Origin of the sequence: Agrobacterium deltaense RV3 (genome assembly GCF_900013505.1) — a bacterium.
In the GTDB taxonomy this organism is placed as follows: Bacteria; Pseudomonadota; Alphaproteobacteria; order Rhizobiales; family Rhizobiaceae; genus Agrobacterium; species Agrobacterium leguminum.
Genome location: NZ_LT009745.1, coordinates 1885191 through 1900358, shown reverse-complemented (window position 1 = coordinate 1900358; position 15168 = coordinate 1885191). Strand labels below are relative to the sequence as shown.

General features: G+C 60.2%; 18 protein-coding genes and 3 tRNA genes. 11 read left to right on the top strand and 10 right to left on the bottom strand.

The genetic code is table 11. The features are described from left to right. The first annotated feature begins 4 nt into the window (after nt 1-4). Nucleotides 5-80, top strand: a tRNA-Thr gene (locus AGR7B_RS09675). Between the two features lie 271 nt (nt 81-351). Then, entirely contained in the window at nt 352-921 is a 570-nt protein-coding gene (locus AGR7B_RS09670; RefSeq protein WP_065655864.1) for a hypothetical protein, read from the top strand. A gap of 91 nt (nt 922-1012) precedes the next feature. Here AGR7B_RS09670 and AGR7B_RS09665 read toward each other — a convergent pair whose 3' ends face one another. After that, complete coding sequence (locus AGR7B_RS09665) at nt 1013-1366, bottom strand: nuclear transport factor 2 family protein (protein ID WP_003522435.1); 354 nt, start codon at nt 1364-1366, stop codon at nt 1013-1015. A gap of 395 nt (nt 1367-1761) precedes the next feature. On the opposite strand from AGR7B_RS09665, the gene AGR7B_RS09660 reads away from it, so the two are divergent. Continuing rightward, nucleotides 1762-2364, top strand: coding sequence for a J domain-containing protein (locus AGR7B_RS09660; protein WP_003522436.1), 603 nt, complete (start codon nt 1762-1764; stop codon nt 2362-2364). A gap of 8 nt (nt 2365-2372) precedes the next feature. On the opposite strand, the gene AGR7B_RS09655 is transcribed toward AGR7B_RS09660, so the two are convergent. Both AGR7B_RS09655 and AGR7B_RS09650 read right to left on the bottom strand, forming a co-directional pair. Further along, nucleotides 2373-2981, bottom strand: a complete 609-nt coding sequence (locus AGR7B_RS09655; protein ID WP_080856537.1) for a DUF922 domain-containing Zn-dependent protease — start codon at nt 2979-2981, stop codon at nt 2373-2375. A gap of 159 nt (nt 2982-3140) precedes the next feature. Next, the gene (locus AGR7B_RS09650) at nt 3141-3596 is read right to left on the bottom strand and encodes a PRC-barrel domain-containing protein (protein WP_080856536.1); all 456 of its coding nucleotides are present in this window, start codon (nt 3594-3596) and stop codon (nt 3141-3143) included. A gap of 144 nt (nt 3597-3740) precedes the next feature. Here AGR7B_RS09650 and AGR7B_RS09645 point away from each other — a divergent pair, with 144 nt between their 5' ends. Continuing rightward, nucleotides 3741-4166, top strand: coding sequence for a DUF1801 domain-containing protein (locus AGR7B_RS09645; protein WP_080857048.1), 426 nt, complete (start codon nt 3741-3743; stop codon nt 4164-4166). Between the two features lie 35 nt (nt 4167-4201). On the opposite strand, the gene AGR7B_RS09640 is transcribed toward AGR7B_RS09645, so the two are convergent. Further along, a complete protein-coding gene (locus tag AGR7B_RS09640) occupies nt 4202-5170 on the bottom strand; it encodes an alpha/beta hydrolase (RefSeq protein WP_080856535.1) in 969 nt (322 codons plus the stop codon). Nucleotides 5171-5265: 95 nt separating this feature from the next. On the opposite strand from AGR7B_RS09640, the gene AGR7B_RS09635 reads away from it, so the two are divergent. Beyond that, entirely contained in the window at nt 5266-5433 is a 168-nt protein-coding gene (locus tag AGR7B_RS09635; protein WP_245317700.1) for a hypothetical protein, read from the top strand. Between the two features lie 86 nt (nt 5434-5519). Here the strand turns inward: AGR7B_RS09635 and uvrB are convergent, their stop codons facing one another. Beyond that, nucleotides 5520-8486, bottom strand: a complete 2967-nt coding sequence (uvrB, locus tag AGR7B_RS09630; protein ID WP_080856534.1) for an excinuclease ABC subunit UvrB — start codon at nt 8484-8486, stop codon at nt 5520-5522. A gap of 267 nt (nt 8487-8753) precedes the next feature. Here uvrB and AGR7B_RS09625 point away from each other — a divergent pair, with 267 nt between their 5' ends. Together AGR7B_RS09625 and AGR7B_RS09620 are read left to right on the top strand one after the other, a co-directional pair. After that, nucleotides 8754-9107, top strand: coding sequence for a DMT family protein (locus AGR7B_RS09625; RefSeq protein ID WP_003507620.1), 354 nt, complete (start codon nt 8754-8756; stop codon nt 9105-9107). Between the two features lie 106 nt (nt 9108-9213). Continuing rightward, nucleotides 9214-9636, top strand: coding sequence for a GNAT family N-acetyltransferase (locus tag AGR7B_RS09620; RefSeq protein ID WP_080856533.1), 423 nt, complete (start codon nt 9214-9216; stop codon nt 9634-9636). Between the two features lie 18 nt (nt 9637-9654). Here the strand turns inward: AGR7B_RS09620 and AGR7B_RS09615 are convergent, their stop codons facing one another. Then, a complete protein-coding gene (locus tag AGR7B_RS09615; protein WP_065655871.1) occupies nt 9655-10038 on the bottom strand; it encodes a winged helix-turn-helix transcriptional regulator in 384 nt (127 codons plus the stop codon). Between the two features lie 153 nt (nt 10039-10191). Between AGR7B_RS09615 and AGR7B_RS09610 the strand changes: the two genes are divergently transcribed. Continuing rightward, a complete protein-coding gene (locus tag AGR7B_RS09610) occupies nt 10192-10803 on the top strand; it encodes an NAD(P)-dependent oxidoreductase (protein WP_080856532.1) in 612 nt (203 codons plus the stop codon). A 12-nt stretch (nt 10804-10815) separates the two neighbouring features. After that, complete coding sequence (locus AGR7B_RS09605) at nt 10816-11292, top strand: nuclear transport factor 2 family protein (protein WP_065655873.1); 477 nt, start codon at nt 10816-10818, stop codon at nt 11290-11292. A 65-nt stretch (nt 11293-11357) separates the two neighbouring features. On the opposite strand, the gene AGR7B_RS09600 is transcribed toward AGR7B_RS09605, so the two are convergent. The 4 genes from AGR7B_RS09600 to rlmB form a co-directional block, all read right to left on the bottom strand. After that, nucleotides 11358-12722, bottom strand: coding sequence for a PepSY-associated TM helix domain-containing protein (locus tag AGR7B_RS09600; protein ID WP_080856531.1), 1365 nt, complete (start codon nt 12720-12722; stop codon nt 11358-11360). Nucleotides 12723-12769: 47 nt separating this feature from the next. Beyond that, a complete protein-coding gene (locus tag AGR7B_RS09595) occupies nt 12770-13174 on the bottom strand; it encodes a DUF2946 family protein (protein WP_080856530.1) in 405 nt (134 codons plus the stop codon). 161 nt (nt 13175-13335) lie between these two features. Then, nucleotides 13336-13728: an acyl-CoA thioesterase gene (locus tag AGR7B_RS09590; RefSeq protein ID WP_063949081.1), complete on the bottom strand. Its 393-nt coding sequence runs from the start codon at nt 13726-13728 to the stop codon at nt 13336-13338. 71 nt (nt 13729-13799) lie between these two features. Beyond that, nucleotides 13800-14687, bottom strand: a complete 888-nt coding sequence (gene rlmB / locus AGR7B_RS09585) for a 23S rRNA (guanosine(2251)-2'-O)-methyltransferase RlmB (protein ID WP_003522448.1) — start codon at nt 14685-14687, stop codon at nt 13800-13802. A 209-nt stretch (nt 14688-14896) separates the two neighbouring features. On the opposite strand from rlmB, the gene AGR7B_RS09580 reads away from it, so the two are divergent. Next, nucleotides 14897-14981, top strand: a tRNA-Tyr gene (locus tag AGR7B_RS09580). Nucleotides 14982-15006: 25 nt separating this feature from the next. Continuing rightward, nucleotides 15007-15080, top strand: a tRNA-Gly gene (locus AGR7B_RS09575). Nucleotides 15081-15168 lie beyond the last annotated feature (88 nt).

The following is a 15168-nucleotide window of genomic DNA, read 5'->3' as shown; positions in this document are numbered from 1 at the left end:
GCTTGCCCTTGTAGCTCAGTTGGTAGAGCACCTGATTTGTAATCAGGGGGTCGCGGGTTCGAACCCTGCCGGGGGCACCAGTAAAATCAATCGCTTAATCCTGAAATCTATTTGGTTGAATGAACCGTGTGACGGGTGACGCTTTGCGTCTGCCGCTGCCGGTGGTTGAGCCCTGATGAAACTGGAGTGACCGGCTTCGGCCTGCCAGCCCGGGAAACTCTCGCATCGGGAAGCCGGTTTAGCCCACTAGAAGGCGAGATCGGGAAGGGCGGGGCATCCGCCAGAGTTGTAAAGCCCCAAGGTTTAAGCATATTGTTCGGCAGATAAGTTGAGCAACAGCGGGCGCTTTCAATGGATGCATATGGTCATTTGCGGATATTGGTAAGCCTCATCCTCGGCCTGGCCATTACCAGGGTGTTGTCCGGACTTTCCAGAAGGTTGCAGGAGCCGCAGAAAACCGACCGTATGCATGCGCAGATCGTCTGGTCGATTGCCCTGCTTCTGGGAGCTGTCCATTTCTGGTGGTGGGAATTTGCGCTGCGGCTGATCCACAACTGGAATTTCTGGATTTACATTTTCGTTCTGGTCTACACGTCGCTGTTCTTTTTGATGTCGACGCTGCTTTATCCCGATCACATTCAGGAACTCTCCGAGCGGGAAAGTTTTTTCGTGCGCAGGCGACATGCGTTCTTTGCCCTGTTTGCCGCCTCGTTCGTCTTCGATCTGGTGGACACCTACATCAAGGGCAGGGAACATTTCGAACAGCTCGGGCCATGGTATCTGGCAAGGATAGTCGGCGGTCTGCTTATCGCGATTGTGGCGATGAGAACCGATAGCAGCCGCAAAATCATGTGGCTCGGTGTTATCTGGCTCTTCTTTAACGCGCTGTGGATAACGGCGATCTACAGCGACCTGTTCTAGTTCTTTCAGCGGCAAAATAACCGGATCGCGGGACGGCCCTGCGAGTGGAACGCGCAAGCGCACAATGCAGTGTGGCGGTTTCGATGATCGCCTACGGCTTTATGTGATAGAGCTTGTGCACGATGGACCAGTTGCCGTCGCGTTCCAGCAGTGACAGATATTCGTAAAAATCCATACCGTCGAAACGGGTCGTCAGCTTCACCGAGGCGCTGTCGCCTTCCTTGTCGATGCCCATGATTTCAAAAGCGGGATCGTGATCGGGGAGGCCGCGTTCGCTTTTGCGCATCTGGTCGACAAAGTCCTCCAGGGACAGCCATTCGATCTCGCCTTCGAAGGTTCCGACGATGCTGGCGCGCGGGTCGAAAACGTCACGCATCAGGCTCTCATCCGCATAGGCCATGGCATGGACATAGTCCGTGACGGTCTGGGTAATCGTTTGCGGCATCGGATCATCCTCCCTTCTAATCCAAAGGCCAAGCTTACACCCGTTGGCGTCTTTCCACCATAACCCCCTGAAAATGCGCCGGTTACGCTTCTTCCTGCGGTGTTTTCCGCCGGCTGCGGCAGGTGCTGTGCGAAACCGTGCGGCATGTTTTGCCGCCGCTTTCCACAATTTTGTCCCGCCTGTCATTATAGTCGCCTTGGGTCCGACAAATTTCGGCATCAAGGGCTTTTCCGCCCGTTTTGATGTGGCGCGCCGCGAGGCTTTGTGTGGGCTTTGCCGGTTTAACCGCCGGGGCGGGGTGCCGCGCCGGGCGGAATTGGCCTATGATCCGCCCGCGTGCCAGACGGGAGCGGTGTTGGGCATGCGGGTAACAGTTTGCGTTTGAAGGTGTTTTTGTGATTGATCCCTATGTTTTGCTTGGCGTGGAGCGCGATGCCGACGAGGCGGCGATCAAGTCGGCCTACCGCAAGGTGGCCAAGGCCGCGCATCCCGATAGTGGCGGCGATGCCGAGCAATTCGCGCGCCTGCAGACGGCCTATGAGCTGCTGAAGGATCCGGTGCGCCGCAAGGTATTCGACGATACCGGTTACGATCCGCAGCTTGCCGACGCCAAGGACCTCAAGGGCCTGCTGATGCTGGAAACGCTGGTGAATGAATTCATTCTAGACGAACGCGAACCCGGCAGTTTCGACCCCGTGGCCGCCATGCGCCGCAAGCTGACCGACGATATTCTGAAAAGCCGTTTCCATATTCTCGAGCTGGAGCGGCACCGCACCCGGGTTCGCAAACATATGGACCGTCTCGGCCGCAAGCCGGAAACCGATGTGCTGAGTTCCATGCTGCGCGCCCGCAGCCAGTCCATCGCCGAAGCCATTCGTAACGCCGAAGCCCAGATCGAGGCAATCGAACAAGCCTATACGATGCTCGAAGGTTATTCCTACGAACTGGAAAGCGTGACTTTGGCCGAGCCCTTGCTGAAAGGCGAGGCGGCGGAATAGGCGGCCGTTCAGGGGCCGTTGACGAGGGCGAGGATGAGCTGATGCACCCGCCCGCCGGGGGAAAGCTCGTCCCGGTCGAAATCGCGGCCGCGCTGGCGCTGCTCGTTGGAAAGCTCACCCAGACGCTGTTGCAGAACGGCGCGCACCTTCTGGCATTTGGCATCGTTCTCCGCCCTCAGCCCGATGCTGAAGGCTTCGATCTTTTTCACCATGTCGAGAATATGGTCACCATGGACGCGTTCGTGCGTTTCCACGCCGGAAATGAAGGTCCGCCAGCTGGCGGCGACGGCGGGCGGCAGATTGGCGGGCGCTTTCGGCCAGGTGTAGATGATGGTGAGATTGGGCCTTGCGGTGGCCAGCACGCAGGCGCCATCCGGCTGCGGACGGTAATCCCGCCGCCATGTCAGCTTGAAGGTGGTGTGGGCGATGGCCTGCACGCCAGCGGTCGGGCCGCGCTCGCCGATCGATTGATAAAGCGCACCGCCCGTATTACCGCGGATGGCATAGGTTTTTATCTGCTCGGCCGGTTTCCAGTCGGCCGCCTGCGCTGACAGCGGCAGGGCGCCGAGCGTGATGGCGGTGCTGATGGCAAAGGAAAAGAGGCTATTGGCGGGCACGCAGCGATCCTTGATGATTTGCGCGCCGAAGATAGGCGAGAGCCGCGCCCTCAGGCAAGGGCCCTCCGGCGGGGAGTGCCGGGTTTTCCGATAGGTCGCCACATATGAAAACCCCCGCGACAGAGCGCGGGGGGACAAGCTTGCGGACTGCAGGGGTAATCAGTCGTCCAGCTTGTCGTAATCGAGCTTCGGGGCGTTCTGAAGCGCTTCCTTGGTGGTGTCGACATAGGCCTTCCAGGTGCCGTTGTCGTTGTGGACCGCAACGGAAGCTGGGTCGAGCACCACATAGCTCTTATCGATGCCGAGGAAACCGCCGACGCTGGCCACAAGGCCGATCACCGACTTGCCGTCACCGATGACGACATCCTCGATTTCACCGATGTTTTCGTTCTGGGCGTTATAGATGTCCATGCCATCGAGCTGGGAGGCGGTGAGGTCGGTCTTCTGGACATTGACGAACTTCAGCGGGCCGCTGGCCTTGGTGCCCATGGTAATGCCGGGGCCGGACAAAGTGGCGTCCGCGCCGGCAGCAGGAGCAGTGGCGGCCGTCTGGGCAAAAGCCACGGAAGAGGAGAGCGCTGCTGCGGCAGCGAGAGCGATGACCTTGATTTTCATGATGTTTCTTCCCTTTGTATGCTGAACGTTGCGTTCGGGGAGGAAACGATGGGAGGCGGATTTGGTTCCTCATGGGAGGACAGGAAAATTTCGTCTATGCTGAAAAAAAAAGGATCAGGCGTGCGTCGAAATCGGGAGGATGTCATGGCGAAAAACACGGTGGCGAAAGATGCAGAGGAGACCGCACCATCGGACTTCATCGACCGGAAGATCGCGGAACTCGGCGACTGGCGCGGTGAGACGCTCGCGCATATTCGCGCGGTCATCAGGAAGGCCGATCCGGAGGTGGTGGAAGAGGTGAAATGGCGCGGCGTGCCGGTCTGGTCGCATGCGGGCATCCTCTGCACCGGCGAAACCTACAAGAACGCGGTGAAGATGACATTCGCCAAAGGAGCCTCGCTGGAGGACCCGGCAGGCCTGTTCAATTCAAGTCTGGAGGGAAACACACGGCGGGCGATTGATTTTCACGAGGGGGATGTCGTGGATGAGGAGGCGCTGGCGGCGCTGATCCGGGCGGCGGTGGCGTTGAACGCGGTGGGGAAGAGCGGGAAAAAGCGGGCCGGAAAGTAATGGACCTATCCGGCGACGAGAAAGAGGCCCACGCCTCAATCCTTGGCTTTGTCGGCAGCCTTGTCCCATTCCCCATCGATGAACTTCAGCGCGTCGATAATCGAGACCTTCCACACCGACCAGACGTGATCGCCGTCGGTCACTCGCAGCTCGGATTTGCGTTTGTCGGCTTGCAGCGTCTCGTGCAGGGCGATGGCGCCGCGCCAGAGGAAGAAGCCGTCATCATCGCCGACGGTCAGATAGGTGGCGGGCAAATCCTGGCTTTCGGCCACATGCTGTGCAACGAGGGTGAAGACGTTCTTTTCGTTGAAGAGCCTGGCATCGAAAGGTGTGCCGAAGGCTCCGGAGAAATGGTCCCCCGTTGAGGGAAGCACGATGCCGCTGGTGACGGTGGTGCGGTCGACCCGGTGGAAAAATGCGCTGTCCTGAATGAGCTTGAGTTCGGCCGGCGTCTTGTCGAGATCGGAGGCGGGGACATTCTGCCAGATGGCGCCCGACAGACTGGCCACTGCGCCATAGAGGTCTTCATGGCCATAGGCGAGATGCAGGGCGCCGAAACCGCCCATGGAGAGGCCGGCGATGGCGCGGCCTTCCCGATCTTTCCGCACCGGCAGCGTTTTTTCGATCTGGCGGCACAGATCGCCGGTCACGGCGGTTTCGTAATCGCCGGGGCCGCCGACAGCGGCGGAATCCACATACCAGCTGTTTTTCACACCGGGCATGACGACAACCAGCGGGCGGATGGCGCCGGCAGCGATGAGCGTATCGAGCGTCTTTTCGATATTGCCGAGATCGCGCCAGCTGTTCTGGTCGCCATCGTGGCCGTGCAGGAGGTAAAGCACCGGCCAGCCGTTTTCCGGCGGTGCGCCGTCCGGGCGATAGATGTTGACGGGGAGCGGCGCGTTCAGGGCGGGACTATGGAAGGTCGCATCCTCGATCTGTCCGGCAAAGGCCGGGGTGCTGGTGACGAGGAGGCAGAACGCCGCCAGATTTTTTCGATACATACGGTCGCTCCCTGCTGCCATTTCCAGACCATATCAACGTGCGCCGTTCCCGCATCAAGGGTCCATGCATCAGGGGAAGCACGGAGATCGAGATATTGCGCGCCTGTGTCGCGGGCGTCCTCCCGACCGGGCCGATCTATTTCTCTACCTACATCAAGCCGGCGGAAAATGAGGACTACATTGCCATGGCCCTGGATGCCGATCTGGTGAAAGTTTTTGGTCCGGGCCAGGTCGCAGCGCGGATCAGGCAGTGCGAAAGCTGATCGCCGCTGCCGGAGCGCGCGGGTGCTCCGGTTATGTGTTTCGCAATACATATGCCTGCTGGCATCGAATATCGCGGGCGCGTGCGTCACCGTCCCGGCCGACCCGTCTTGCCCTTGGTTCGGCTCTTGCGCTTCTGCTCGCCGGCGTCCTCATAGGAACCCGCGCCGATCTTGCCGCGTACCAGCGGTCGGGGATCGTCGGTGGCGCGCTCCGGCTGGCCCTCCAGCAACGGTGAGAACCGTTTGCCGGGTTCTGTCTGGGGCTTGTCGGGCACCGCGCCGCGCACGGGTTTTTCGGTCCTGCCCACCGTCATCTCGTCCAGCGTGTTCCTGCGGAACAGCGGTTTTCCCGCATCCGAGCCGGGGCCCATTTCGTCCAGCGAGGGTTTGGCGAAGAGGGATTTGCCGCTTTCGTTCGCTGCGGCACCCGTCTCCGTCCCGCCGGATGTCTCGCCCTCCGGTGGGGAGATCGACAAGTGGCTGCGTCTGTTGTTTTTTCCGCCGCCTTCGATGGCGCGGGCCTCTTCCTTGGCCATCGGGTCGTCCATGGTCGCCAGTTCGGCGGCCTTGAGGCGTTTGATTTCGTCGCGCAGGCGGGCGGCCTTTTCGAAGTCGAGATCGGCTGCGGCGTCGCGCATGGATTTTTCCAGCGCGTTGAGATGGGCCTGAAGATTGTTGCCGACGAGATGGCCGCCATCGGCGAAGCCCTTGCCGGAAACGCCAGAAATATCGGCCCTTACGTGATCGCGCTCATAAACAGAATCAAGAATGTCGGAAATCTTCGCCTTAACCGATTCCGGCGTGATGCCGTGTTCGGCATTATAGGCCATCTGCTTTTCGCGGCGGCGGGAGGTTTCCTCCATCGCCCGCTTCATCGAGCCGGTGATATTGTCGGCATAAAGGATGACCTTGCCGTCAACGTTACGGGCGGCACGGCCGATGGTCTGGATCAGCGAGGTTTCCGAGCGCAGGAAGCCTTCCTTGTCTGCATCGAGGATGGCGACGAAACCGCATTCGGGAATGTCGAGGCCTTCACGCAGCAGGTTGATACCGACGAGAACGTCGAAAGCGCCGAGGCGCAGGTCGCGGATGATTTCGATGCGCTCCAGCGTGTCAATATCCGAGTGCATGTAACGGACGCGGACGCCCTGTTCATGCAGATATTCGGTCAGGTCTTCGGCCATGCGTTTGGTCAGCACGGTGCAGAGCGTGCGATAACCCTTGGCGGCGGTCTCGCGAATTTCGCCGAGAACATCGTCGACCTGGCTGCGGGCAGAACGCACTTCCACCGGCGGGTCGATGAGGCCGGTCGGGCGGATGACCTGTTCGGCAAAGACGCCGCCGGACTGTTCCATCTCCCATGAGCCGGGGGTTGCCGAAACCGCCACGGTGAGCGGGCGCATCGCATCCCATTCCTCGAAGCGCAGCGGCCGGTTGTCCATGCAGGAGGGCAGGCGGAAGCCATATTCGGCCAGCGTCGCCTTGCGCCTGAAGTCGCCGCGATACATGCCGCCGATCTGGCTGACGGAGACGTGGCTTTCGTCGATGAACAGCAGCGCGTTATCAGGGATATATTCGAACAAAGTCGGCGGCGGCTCGCCGGGATTGCGGCCAGTGAGATAACGCGAATAGTTCTCGATGCCGGCGCAGGAGCCGGTCGCTTCCAGCATCTCGATATCGTAGCGGGTACGCTGCTCCAGCCGCTGGGCTTCCAGCAGACGCCCGGCCTTTTCCAGTTCGGCGAGGCGGCCCTTCAGCTCTTCCTTGATCGACTTGATCGCGCCGTTCAGCGTCGGACGTGGGGTCACATAGTGCGAATTGGCGTAAATTTTGACCGATTGCAGGTCGCCGGTCTTCTGGCCCGTCAAGGGGTCGAATTCGGTGATGGAATCGATCTCGTCGCCGAACATCGATATGCGCCAGGCCGCATCTTCAAGGTGGGCGGGGAAGATTTCGATGGTATCGCCGCGCACGCGGAACGAACCGCGCTGGAAATCCATGTCGCGGCGTTTGTATTGCTGGGCTACGAGGTCGGCCAGAAGCTGGCGCTGGTCCAGCCGATCACCCACCTGCATCTGGAAGGTCATGGCCGTATAGGTCTCTACCGAACCGATACCGTAGATACAGGAAACCGAGGCGACGATGATGCAGTCGTCGCGTTCCAGCAGCGAGCGGGTGGCGGAGTGGCGCATCCGGTCGATCTGTTCGTTGATCGAGGATTCCTTCTCGATGAAGGTATCGGAGCGCGGCACATAGGCTTCCGGCTGGTAATAATCGTAGTAGGAGACGAAATATTCCACCGCATTGTCGGGGAAGAAGTTCTTGAACTCCGAATAGAGCTGCGCGGCCAGCGTCTTGTTGGGCGCGAGGATGACAGCCGGGCGCTGCGTCGCCTCGATCACCTTGGCCATGGTGAAGGTCTTGCCCGAGCCGGTGACGCCGAGCAGCACCTGGCTGCGTTCTCCGGAATTGATGCCTTCCACGAGGTCGGCAATGGCCGTCGGCTGGTCGCCGGCGGGCTTGTAGTCCGAAGCCATGCGGATGGCGACGCCGCCTTCGGATTTTGGCGGGCGGGCCGGGCGGTGCGGCGTCCACAGCTTGCCGTCCTTGAACAGCGGATTGCCGCTCTCGATCAGTTTCGAGAGCGCGTCCACCGTGGCGGTGACGGCGCCGGGCGCGAGGTTGGCGGCATCCTCCAGCGATACGTCCATGCCGGCGACCGGATTGAGACCGGCGGCGGCGCGGGTTTTCGGATCGCTCGATGCGCCGATGGAAACGCCGCGTGCGGTCTTGGAGGCCGTGGTGTTCTTGGCCGTCTTCGGGGGGGCTTTCTGGGCCTCCTTGCGCGCTTCGATCTCGATCTTCTTGCGGTGCTTGCCCGCCTTCGAGGCGATTTCGCGCTGGGTTTCCACGGAGGAAGCCTCCGCTTCCGCCTCGAGCTGCTTCACCCAATCGGCAACGCTGCCGCTGAGCGGCGCGCCTTCGAAGGACGATTGCGGAGCTTCCTCGAAGCCCGAGGGCGAGGAGGTGGAGTTTTTCGGTGATCTGGCCATAGGCGAAATATGGAGGGAGTCACGCATAAAGGGAAGGGGATGTGGTGAAAAAATGAGTACAAAAAGGAAACGAAGCGTGCGGAACAAAATTCGGCCGGATGCGTTGCGTAGCGGCTGAAGACAGCTTTGTTCAAATCCGTCGGAAATCGATTTCGGTTTTCGGGCGGATGCGCTAGAGCAAATCCATACGGGCGGAATGAGGGTTTCCTTCTGACTGCCTTCTCCTGCCGCATTTCATGACATCCCTCCTTTTTTCCAGGACCCATCATGCCGTTCTCAATCAGCCCTGCCCATATCTGGCCTGTCCTGATGCTTATCGCCTCCAATGTTTTCATGACCTTCGCCTGGTACGGCCATCTCAAGCACAAGGGCAGCGCGCTCTTCCTGGCGATTGTCGCCAGCTGGGGCATCGCCTTCTTCGAATATGTGCTTGCCGTTCCCGCCAACCGCATCGGTTCGGAGGTCTATTCGACCGCGCAGCTCAAGACCATTCAGGAAGTCATCACGCTCGCGGTCTTCGCGCTGTTTTCGATCTTCTGGCTTAAGGAAAGCATCACCATCAACCACGTGATCGGTTTCGCGCTGATCGCTTTCGGTGCGTCCTTCATTTTCCGCTCCTGAAAAGGAACAAATACCCCGGCGCTTGCCGGCCCGGAACCAGTCGCAACGGATATGAGGTGATGAATCGATGAAAATACGGCCTGCGACAGTTGACGATGCAACGGGAATGGCGGCGGTTCAGAATGAGATATTCTCGGCCGGCCTCCGAAAAGCGCCGACGGATATTACGGCCGTGCTGGAGAATTACCTCCAGCACGCCGACCGTATCGAATGCTCGGTCGCCGAGGACGATGACGGGCGTATACTGGGCTTCCAGTCGCTGCGTTATGCGCGCACGGACAATCCCTATGGCGTGGCGGAAGGCTGGGGCATCATCGGCACCCATGTCAGCCCGCAGGCGGCACGAAGAGGTGTGGGATCCGCCCTCTTCGCGGCAACGCGCAGGGCGGCGGAGGCGCGGGGTATTCAGAATATCGATGCCAGTATCGGTGCGGACAACATGCTCGGCCAAAGCTATTACGACGCTATGGGATTTACGACCTATCGCCAACCGGAAGGGCTGGTCTGCAAGGTTTACCGGCTGGGCTAGACGCGGCCTGCTTCCGGATCAGCCGCGATTGTCGTTTTCGGAATATTGCAGGCGGGCCTTGCAGATGCGAACGTGGTTCTCGTCAGCCCATTGCACCAGCAATTGCATCGGCACCAGAAACGAGCGGCCGAGATTGGTCAGCTCATATTCCACGCGCGGCGGCACCTCCGCATAAAGCGTGCGGCGGATGAAGCCATCTTCTTCCAGCCGTTTCAGCGTGCGGGACAACATCTGCTTGGAAATATCGTCGATCCTGCGGTTCAGCTCGTTGAAGCGCAGCACGCCGCCCTGCAGGGCTTCCAGAACCAAAAGGCTCCATTGATCGCCGATACGGTCGAGCACATCGCGGATGGGGCAGGGCTGGTCGAAGGCAAAAACCTCTTTCGTCTGCGTATCCGCCATGTCCTTACCCCTTGCCCTGTTACCCTTGCAGGTCATCGCCATGTGACCAGATCAGCCGCCGCTGACTTCTTGCGGCTATGGCTGCGATACCATAGCTCTTCTTCGCGGTCTATAATCTAGACCGGTAACGATAGTGACAAGAGGAAAGAAGCCATGGCTAAAATCGCGCTCATCGGCGCTTCCGGCAATGCCGGGTCCCGTATTCTCAAGGAACTTTCCGACCGGGGACATCTGGTGACGGCAATCGCCCGCAATCCCGAAAAGATCGCCAGCCTGCCGAATGTGGTGGCAAAGAAGGGCGATGTTTTCGATCAGGCAGGGCTTTCGGAACTGCTGAAGGGTCACGATGCCGTGATCAGTTCGGTGCATTTCACCGCCAGCGATTCGGCAACGCTGATCGAGGCCGTGCGCGCCTCCGGCGTTCAGCGCTATCTCGTCGTCGGCGGCGCCGGCAGCCTTGAAATCGCGCCGGGCCAGCGTGTGGTCGACTTGCCGGATTTTCCGGCCGCCTACAAGGCTGAAGCGACCAAGGGCGCGGAGTTCCTGGACCGGCTGAAACAGGAAAAGCAGCTCGACTGGACCTTCCTGTCGCCATCCGCCGAATTCGTGCCGGGCGAAAGAACGGGCAAATTCCGCATCGGCAAGGATAATCTCCTCAGCAACGATGAGGGCAGCCGCATTTCCTTCGAAGACTATGCCATCGCGCTTGTCGATGAAATCGAGAAGCCGCAGCATTCCCGCCAGCGTTTCACCGTTGGTTATTGAGAGGTAACACCCATGAATTTCGTAACACGTCGTCTTGCCATCGCCGCATTCGCTCTCGTGCCCGCCTTGATGGCAGCGCCCGTTCTGGCGCAAACCGCAGCACGGGACTTCGCGCAGGAAGAAGCCAACCGCAAACTGGTGATCGAGTTCTACGATACGGTCTTCAACAAGCATGAGGTTGACAAGGGCGCCGCCGTCCTCGTCGACAGCTACAAGCAGCACAACCCGATGGTGCCGGATGGTAAGAAGCCGTTCGTGGATTATTTCACCGGCCACTTCAAGGAAAACCCGCAGTCGAAAGCACGGATCGTGCGTAGCGCCACGGATGGCGATCTGGTCTATCTGCACATCCATTCGACGGAAAATGAAGGCGATCGCGGCAGGGCCATCGTCGATATTTTCCGGGTTACCGACGGCAAGATCACCGAGCACTGGGACGTGATCCAGGAGGTGCCGGAAAAGGCGGCGAACACCAATACGATGTTCTGAGAGCCGTTGCCGTCGCATTGCCGATAACAGGGAACAGCCGGGATTTTCGCCCGGCTGTTTTCATTTCAGATCGCGCGTCGTTTCTGGCGCGACTGTACGATCAGATCCAGCGCCATCATGGCCAGCAGGCTCGCGCCCACCAGCGGGAAAATGATGCCGCCGATGGCGAGTATGGCGAGCAGACCGTGCAGGACGCGTTTTTCCTGCGGGAGGGGCGGCACGCCGAGTGACCCTTTCGGACGGCGTTTCCACCACATGATGCCGGCAGACACTGCAAGCAGCACAATGCCGATACAGGCCGCTAGAAGCACGATCTGGTTGGCAAGGCCATATTGCTGGCCCAGATGCACGTTGATGCCCCATTCCAGCGCCTTGCCGAGCGGGCCGTAATCGGCGTAGCTCATATCGATCAGCGGCTCGCCGCTATATTGATCGAGATGGACGACCCGTTGCTGCGCCAGATCGTCGGGATAGACGGAGCCGCTATAAACGCCCGTCGGTTTTCCCGGAAGGGAGACAGCGTAACCGGCGGCAAGACCGAGCGCGTCGAAACGTGCTATCGCCTCGTCGATCCCGATAGGCTGGTCTTCGGCGGAATGGGTGGATTCCGGTATTTTCGCCTGCTCCAGTGACCAGCTTGTCTTCGCCACGTGGTCGAGATGTTCGCCCGACATCGGAACATCGGTGCGAATGCCCGCCGGATATCCGAAGTTGCTGCCATTCGCCCATTCATTGATCTTCGCACCCCAGACGCCCGACCAGGGCATGCCGGTGACCGCAAGGAAAACGATGAAAAAGCCGACGAAAATGCCGGTGACGGCATGGGTATCGCGCCAGAACACCCGCTTTTTCGGCGTGCCGCGCACGGTCACGACACCGCCGGTCTGTTTTCGCGGCCACCAGAGATAGATGCCGGTGGCGACAAGAAGGATGGACCAGCCGGCGGCGATTTCGATCAGATAGCGGGCATAGGTGCCGAAATATTTCAGGCTGTGGAGATAGCGGATCGTCCACATGACGGTGCCGCGATCCGGCAGGGAGCCCGCAACCTCAGCAGTGTAGGGATTGACATAGACGGCCCGCTTTCCATCCGCCGTATTGACGGTGATTTCCGCCGACGCGCCCGGATCGGCGGGGGTGGTATATTTGAGGGCTGCGCCGGGAACGGCCGCAAGTGCTGCACTCACGATCTCGGAAGGCAGCGCTTTCGGCGCATTTTGCACCACTTCGATCCGCTTCAGGTCCGAATGGATGAGATTATCGAACTCGTCCCGGAAGAGATACAGCGCACCGGTGACGGCGAGCGATATCATGAAGGGCAGGACGAAGAGACCGGCGTAGAAATGCCAGCGCCATACGGCGCGGTAAAGATTTGCGGACGAGGAATGCGCAGGCGCGCGCTCGCCCTCGAAAGAGGTCGTAACAGACATGGATGTCTCCGCAAGAGAATTGATTTTCCGGCAGGCCGAAGAGTGTTCTAGCGTTGCGGAGCGGACGGAGGTGCCCGCGGGCGCGATTCCAGATTGGGCGGCGATGGCGGCAACGCCGCGTCGATGTTCAGGAAGGTGACTTCGACCGCAGGGAAAATATTGTCCGCGCGCTCGACGGGAATAACCGGAAGAGCGGCGGCCGTGGCCGAAGCCAGACGGCAGAGCGTGCCGCAACAGTCGTCGGCGATCTTGCCGGCAGGGTTCTGTTTGCCGGAGCCGCCTTCCGGCATATGGCTGGAACAGATGATCTCATCCGCCGCCAGCGCGGCCATCGCCATGTTGCCGCTGGTCAGGCCGTTGGCGAAGCCCTGCAAAAGGAAAAGCAGAACCGCCAGCATGGCGATGGCGCCAGCCGAGCTTCTGTCCTGCATGATCCTGCGAATGAATCCCATGCAATTGGAATGTCATATTTGCGGCGAAATGTCACCGCGACACAATGACGGGAAGTGAGGGGCAATAACGATACCGGCAAGGCGTGGGATGCCGATGCTGCTTGTTGTTATATATGCCGCTTAAATGGAGAGCGGCGCTGGAGCCCAGCGCCGCAGCGCGCTTATTCCGCTGCCGGAATGGGCGTGGGTTGTCCGTTTTCGTCCATCGCCACCATGATGAAGGTTCCGGCGGTGACTTTTTCCAGCTTGTCATAACGCGACCGCTGCGCCCAGGCTTCCACCGTCAGCGTGATGGAGGTGCGGCCAACGCGGGCGATGTCGGTATAGATGGACAGCGTGTCGCCGATCTTCACCGGCAACTCGAAGGCCATTTCCTTGACCGCCGCGGTGACGACGCGACAGCGGGAACGCTCTGCTGCACGGATGCCGCTCGCCAAGTCCATCTGCGACATGACCCAGCCCCCGAAAATATCGCCGGCCGGATTGGCGTCGGCCGGCATGGCAAGCGTTCTGAGCGTCAGCTCGCCGGTCGGTTTGATGGTCTGCTCGGTCATGTTGAAATTTGCTCCTTGCGAAAAAGCGCAGCATGCGTTGCGCTTTGCGATTTCGCAAGGAAGGCGAAGCGTCAGGACGACGCTTTGCCCAGAAATTGCTGCGTTGCATAAAGGGCGATGGCTGCCGCATTCGAAACGTTGAGCGATTTGATCTCGCCGGGCATATCGAGACGGGCGAGCGCCGAGACGGTTTCGCGCGTTTTTTGGCGCAGGCCCTTGCCTTCGGCGCCCAGCACCAGAGCGATTTTTTCACCGCTGAAGGTCTGCTCGATGGGGGCGGGGCCTTCCGAATCCAGACCGACGGAGAAGAAGCCGAGCTTGTGCAGCTCGCCGAGCGCATCGGCCAGATTGGTGATCTGGATATAGGGAATGAGCTCCAGCGCACCGGAAGCCGATTTCGCCAGCACGCCCGACTCGGTCGGGCTGTGGCGCATGGTGGTGATGACGGCGCCGGCGTTGAAGGCGACCGCCGAGCGCATGATGGCGCCGACATTGTGCGGATCGGTGACCTGATCGAGCACGAGAATGAGCGGGCTGTCCTTCAGCGCGCCCAGACGCTTGACCGGCAACGGCCGGGTTTCCAGCATCACGCCCTGGTGGATGGCCTCAGGGCCGAGCACACGGTCGATATCCTGAGGGGAAACCATCTCGACCGGGAAGGGCTGGGCATCGGCCTCGCCGATATCCAGCCGCGCAAAGGCGTTCTGGGTGACGGAGAGCTTGACGATCTGCCGTTCGGGATTGGCGAGTGCGGCACGCACGGTATGCAGGCCGTAAAGATGCACCTGATCGGGCGCAAGCTGCGGCGGCTTCCAGTCGTCCGCGCCGCGGTTCTTGCGCTTCGGCTGTTGCGGGGTCGGAATTTCGCCGCGCTCGCGCTTGGCGTCGCGCACGGCGCGGCGCAGGTTGGCATAGTGCGTGTCGCGGGTGGATTTGTTCTTGGGATCGTCTTTGCTCATGGCGCCTTATATCTCCGCCGGGAGGCGCGCACCAGCCCCCGCGATAATCCACAGGGCCGTAAAGAGGTTTGAATTTTTTCCCGAAAATTCGTGAAAGGGCGTGTTGACAGAAACGAATGAGGCCGTCATATACGCGCCACAGACGACGCAACGGCGCTTCGCCGCAGCGAAATCTGAAGAGCTTGGTCGCTCGATCCTAGCAGAAAGCTGGAGGGATGCCCGAGTGGTTAAAGGGGACGGACTGTAAATCCGTTGGCTACGCCTACGTTGGTTCAAATCCAACTCCCTCCACCATTCTGCACGGATCGAAATCACCACCGCGGGTATAGCTCAATGGTAGAGCAGCAGCCTTCCAAGCTGAATACGCGGGTTCGATTCCCGCTACCCGCTCCAGCTACCCCTGAAAAAATCGATAAATTTCCTCAATTGCTGGCTTCCCTTCGCTTTGCCGTGCGCATGTAGCGCCTATTTCTGCGGGATG

Excerpts from the sequence above, each read along its gene's own strand:
- AGR7B_RS09670 (WP_065655864.1), top strand. The coding sequence starts at position 352 with ATGGATGCATATGGTCATTTGCGGATATTGGTAAGCCTCATCCTCGGC.
- AGR7B_RS09665 (WP_003522435.1), bottom strand. The coding sequence starts at position 1,366 with ATGCCGCAAACGATTACCCAGACCGTCACGGACTATGTCCATGCCATG.
- AGR7B_RS09650 (WP_080856536.1), bottom strand. The coding sequence starts at position 3,596 with ATGAAAATCAAGGTCATCGCTCTCGCTGCCGCAGCAGCGCTCTCCTCT.
- AGR7B_RS09645 (WP_080857048.1), top strand. The coding sequence starts at position 3,741 with ATGGCGAAAAACACGGTGGCGAAAGATGCAGAGGAGACCGCACCATCG.
- AGR7B_RS09640 (WP_080856535.1), bottom strand. The coding sequence starts at position 5,170 with ATGTATCGAAAAAATCTGGCGGCGTTCTGCCTCCTCGTCACCAGCACC.
- uvrB (WP_080856534.1), bottom strand. The coding sequence starts at position 8,486 with ATGGCCAGATCACCGAAAAACTCCACCTCCTCGCCCTCGGGCTTCGAG.
- AGR7B_RS09625 (WP_003507620.1), top strand. The coding sequence starts at position 8,754 with ATGCCGTTCTCAATCAGCCCTGCCCATATCTGGCCTGTCCTGATGCTT.
- AGR7B_RS09620 (WP_080856533.1), top strand. The coding sequence starts at position 9,214 with ATGGCGGCGGTTCAGAATGAGATATTCTCGGCCGGCCTCCGAAAAGCG.
- AGR7B_RS09615 (WP_065655871.1), bottom strand. The coding sequence starts at position 10,038 with ATGGCGGATACGCAGACGAAAGAGGTTTTTGCCTTCGACCAGCCCTGC.
- AGR7B_RS09610 (WP_080856532.1), top strand. The coding sequence starts at position 10,192 with ATGGCTAAAATCGCGCTCATCGGCGCTTCCGGCAATGCCGGGTCCCGT.
- AGR7B_RS09605 (WP_065655873.1), top strand. The coding sequence starts at position 10,816 with ATGAATTTCGTAACACGTCGTCTTGCCATCGCCGCATTCGCTCTCGTG.
- AGR7B_RS09600 (WP_080856531.1), bottom strand. The coding sequence starts at position 12,722 with ATGTCTGTTACGACCTCTTTCGAGGGCGAGCGCGCGCCTGCGCATTCC.
- AGR7B_RS09595 (WP_080856530.1), bottom strand. The coding sequence starts at position 13,174 with ATGGGATTCATTCGCAGGATCATGCAGGACAGAAGCTCGGCTGGCGCC.
- AGR7B_RS09590 (WP_063949081.1), bottom strand. The coding sequence starts at position 13,728 with ATGACCGAGCAGACCATCAAACCGACCGGCGAGCTGACGCTCAGAACG.
- rlmB (WP_003522448.1), bottom strand. The coding sequence starts at position 14,687 with ATGAGCAAAGACGATCCCAAGAACAAATCCACCCGCGACACGCACTAT.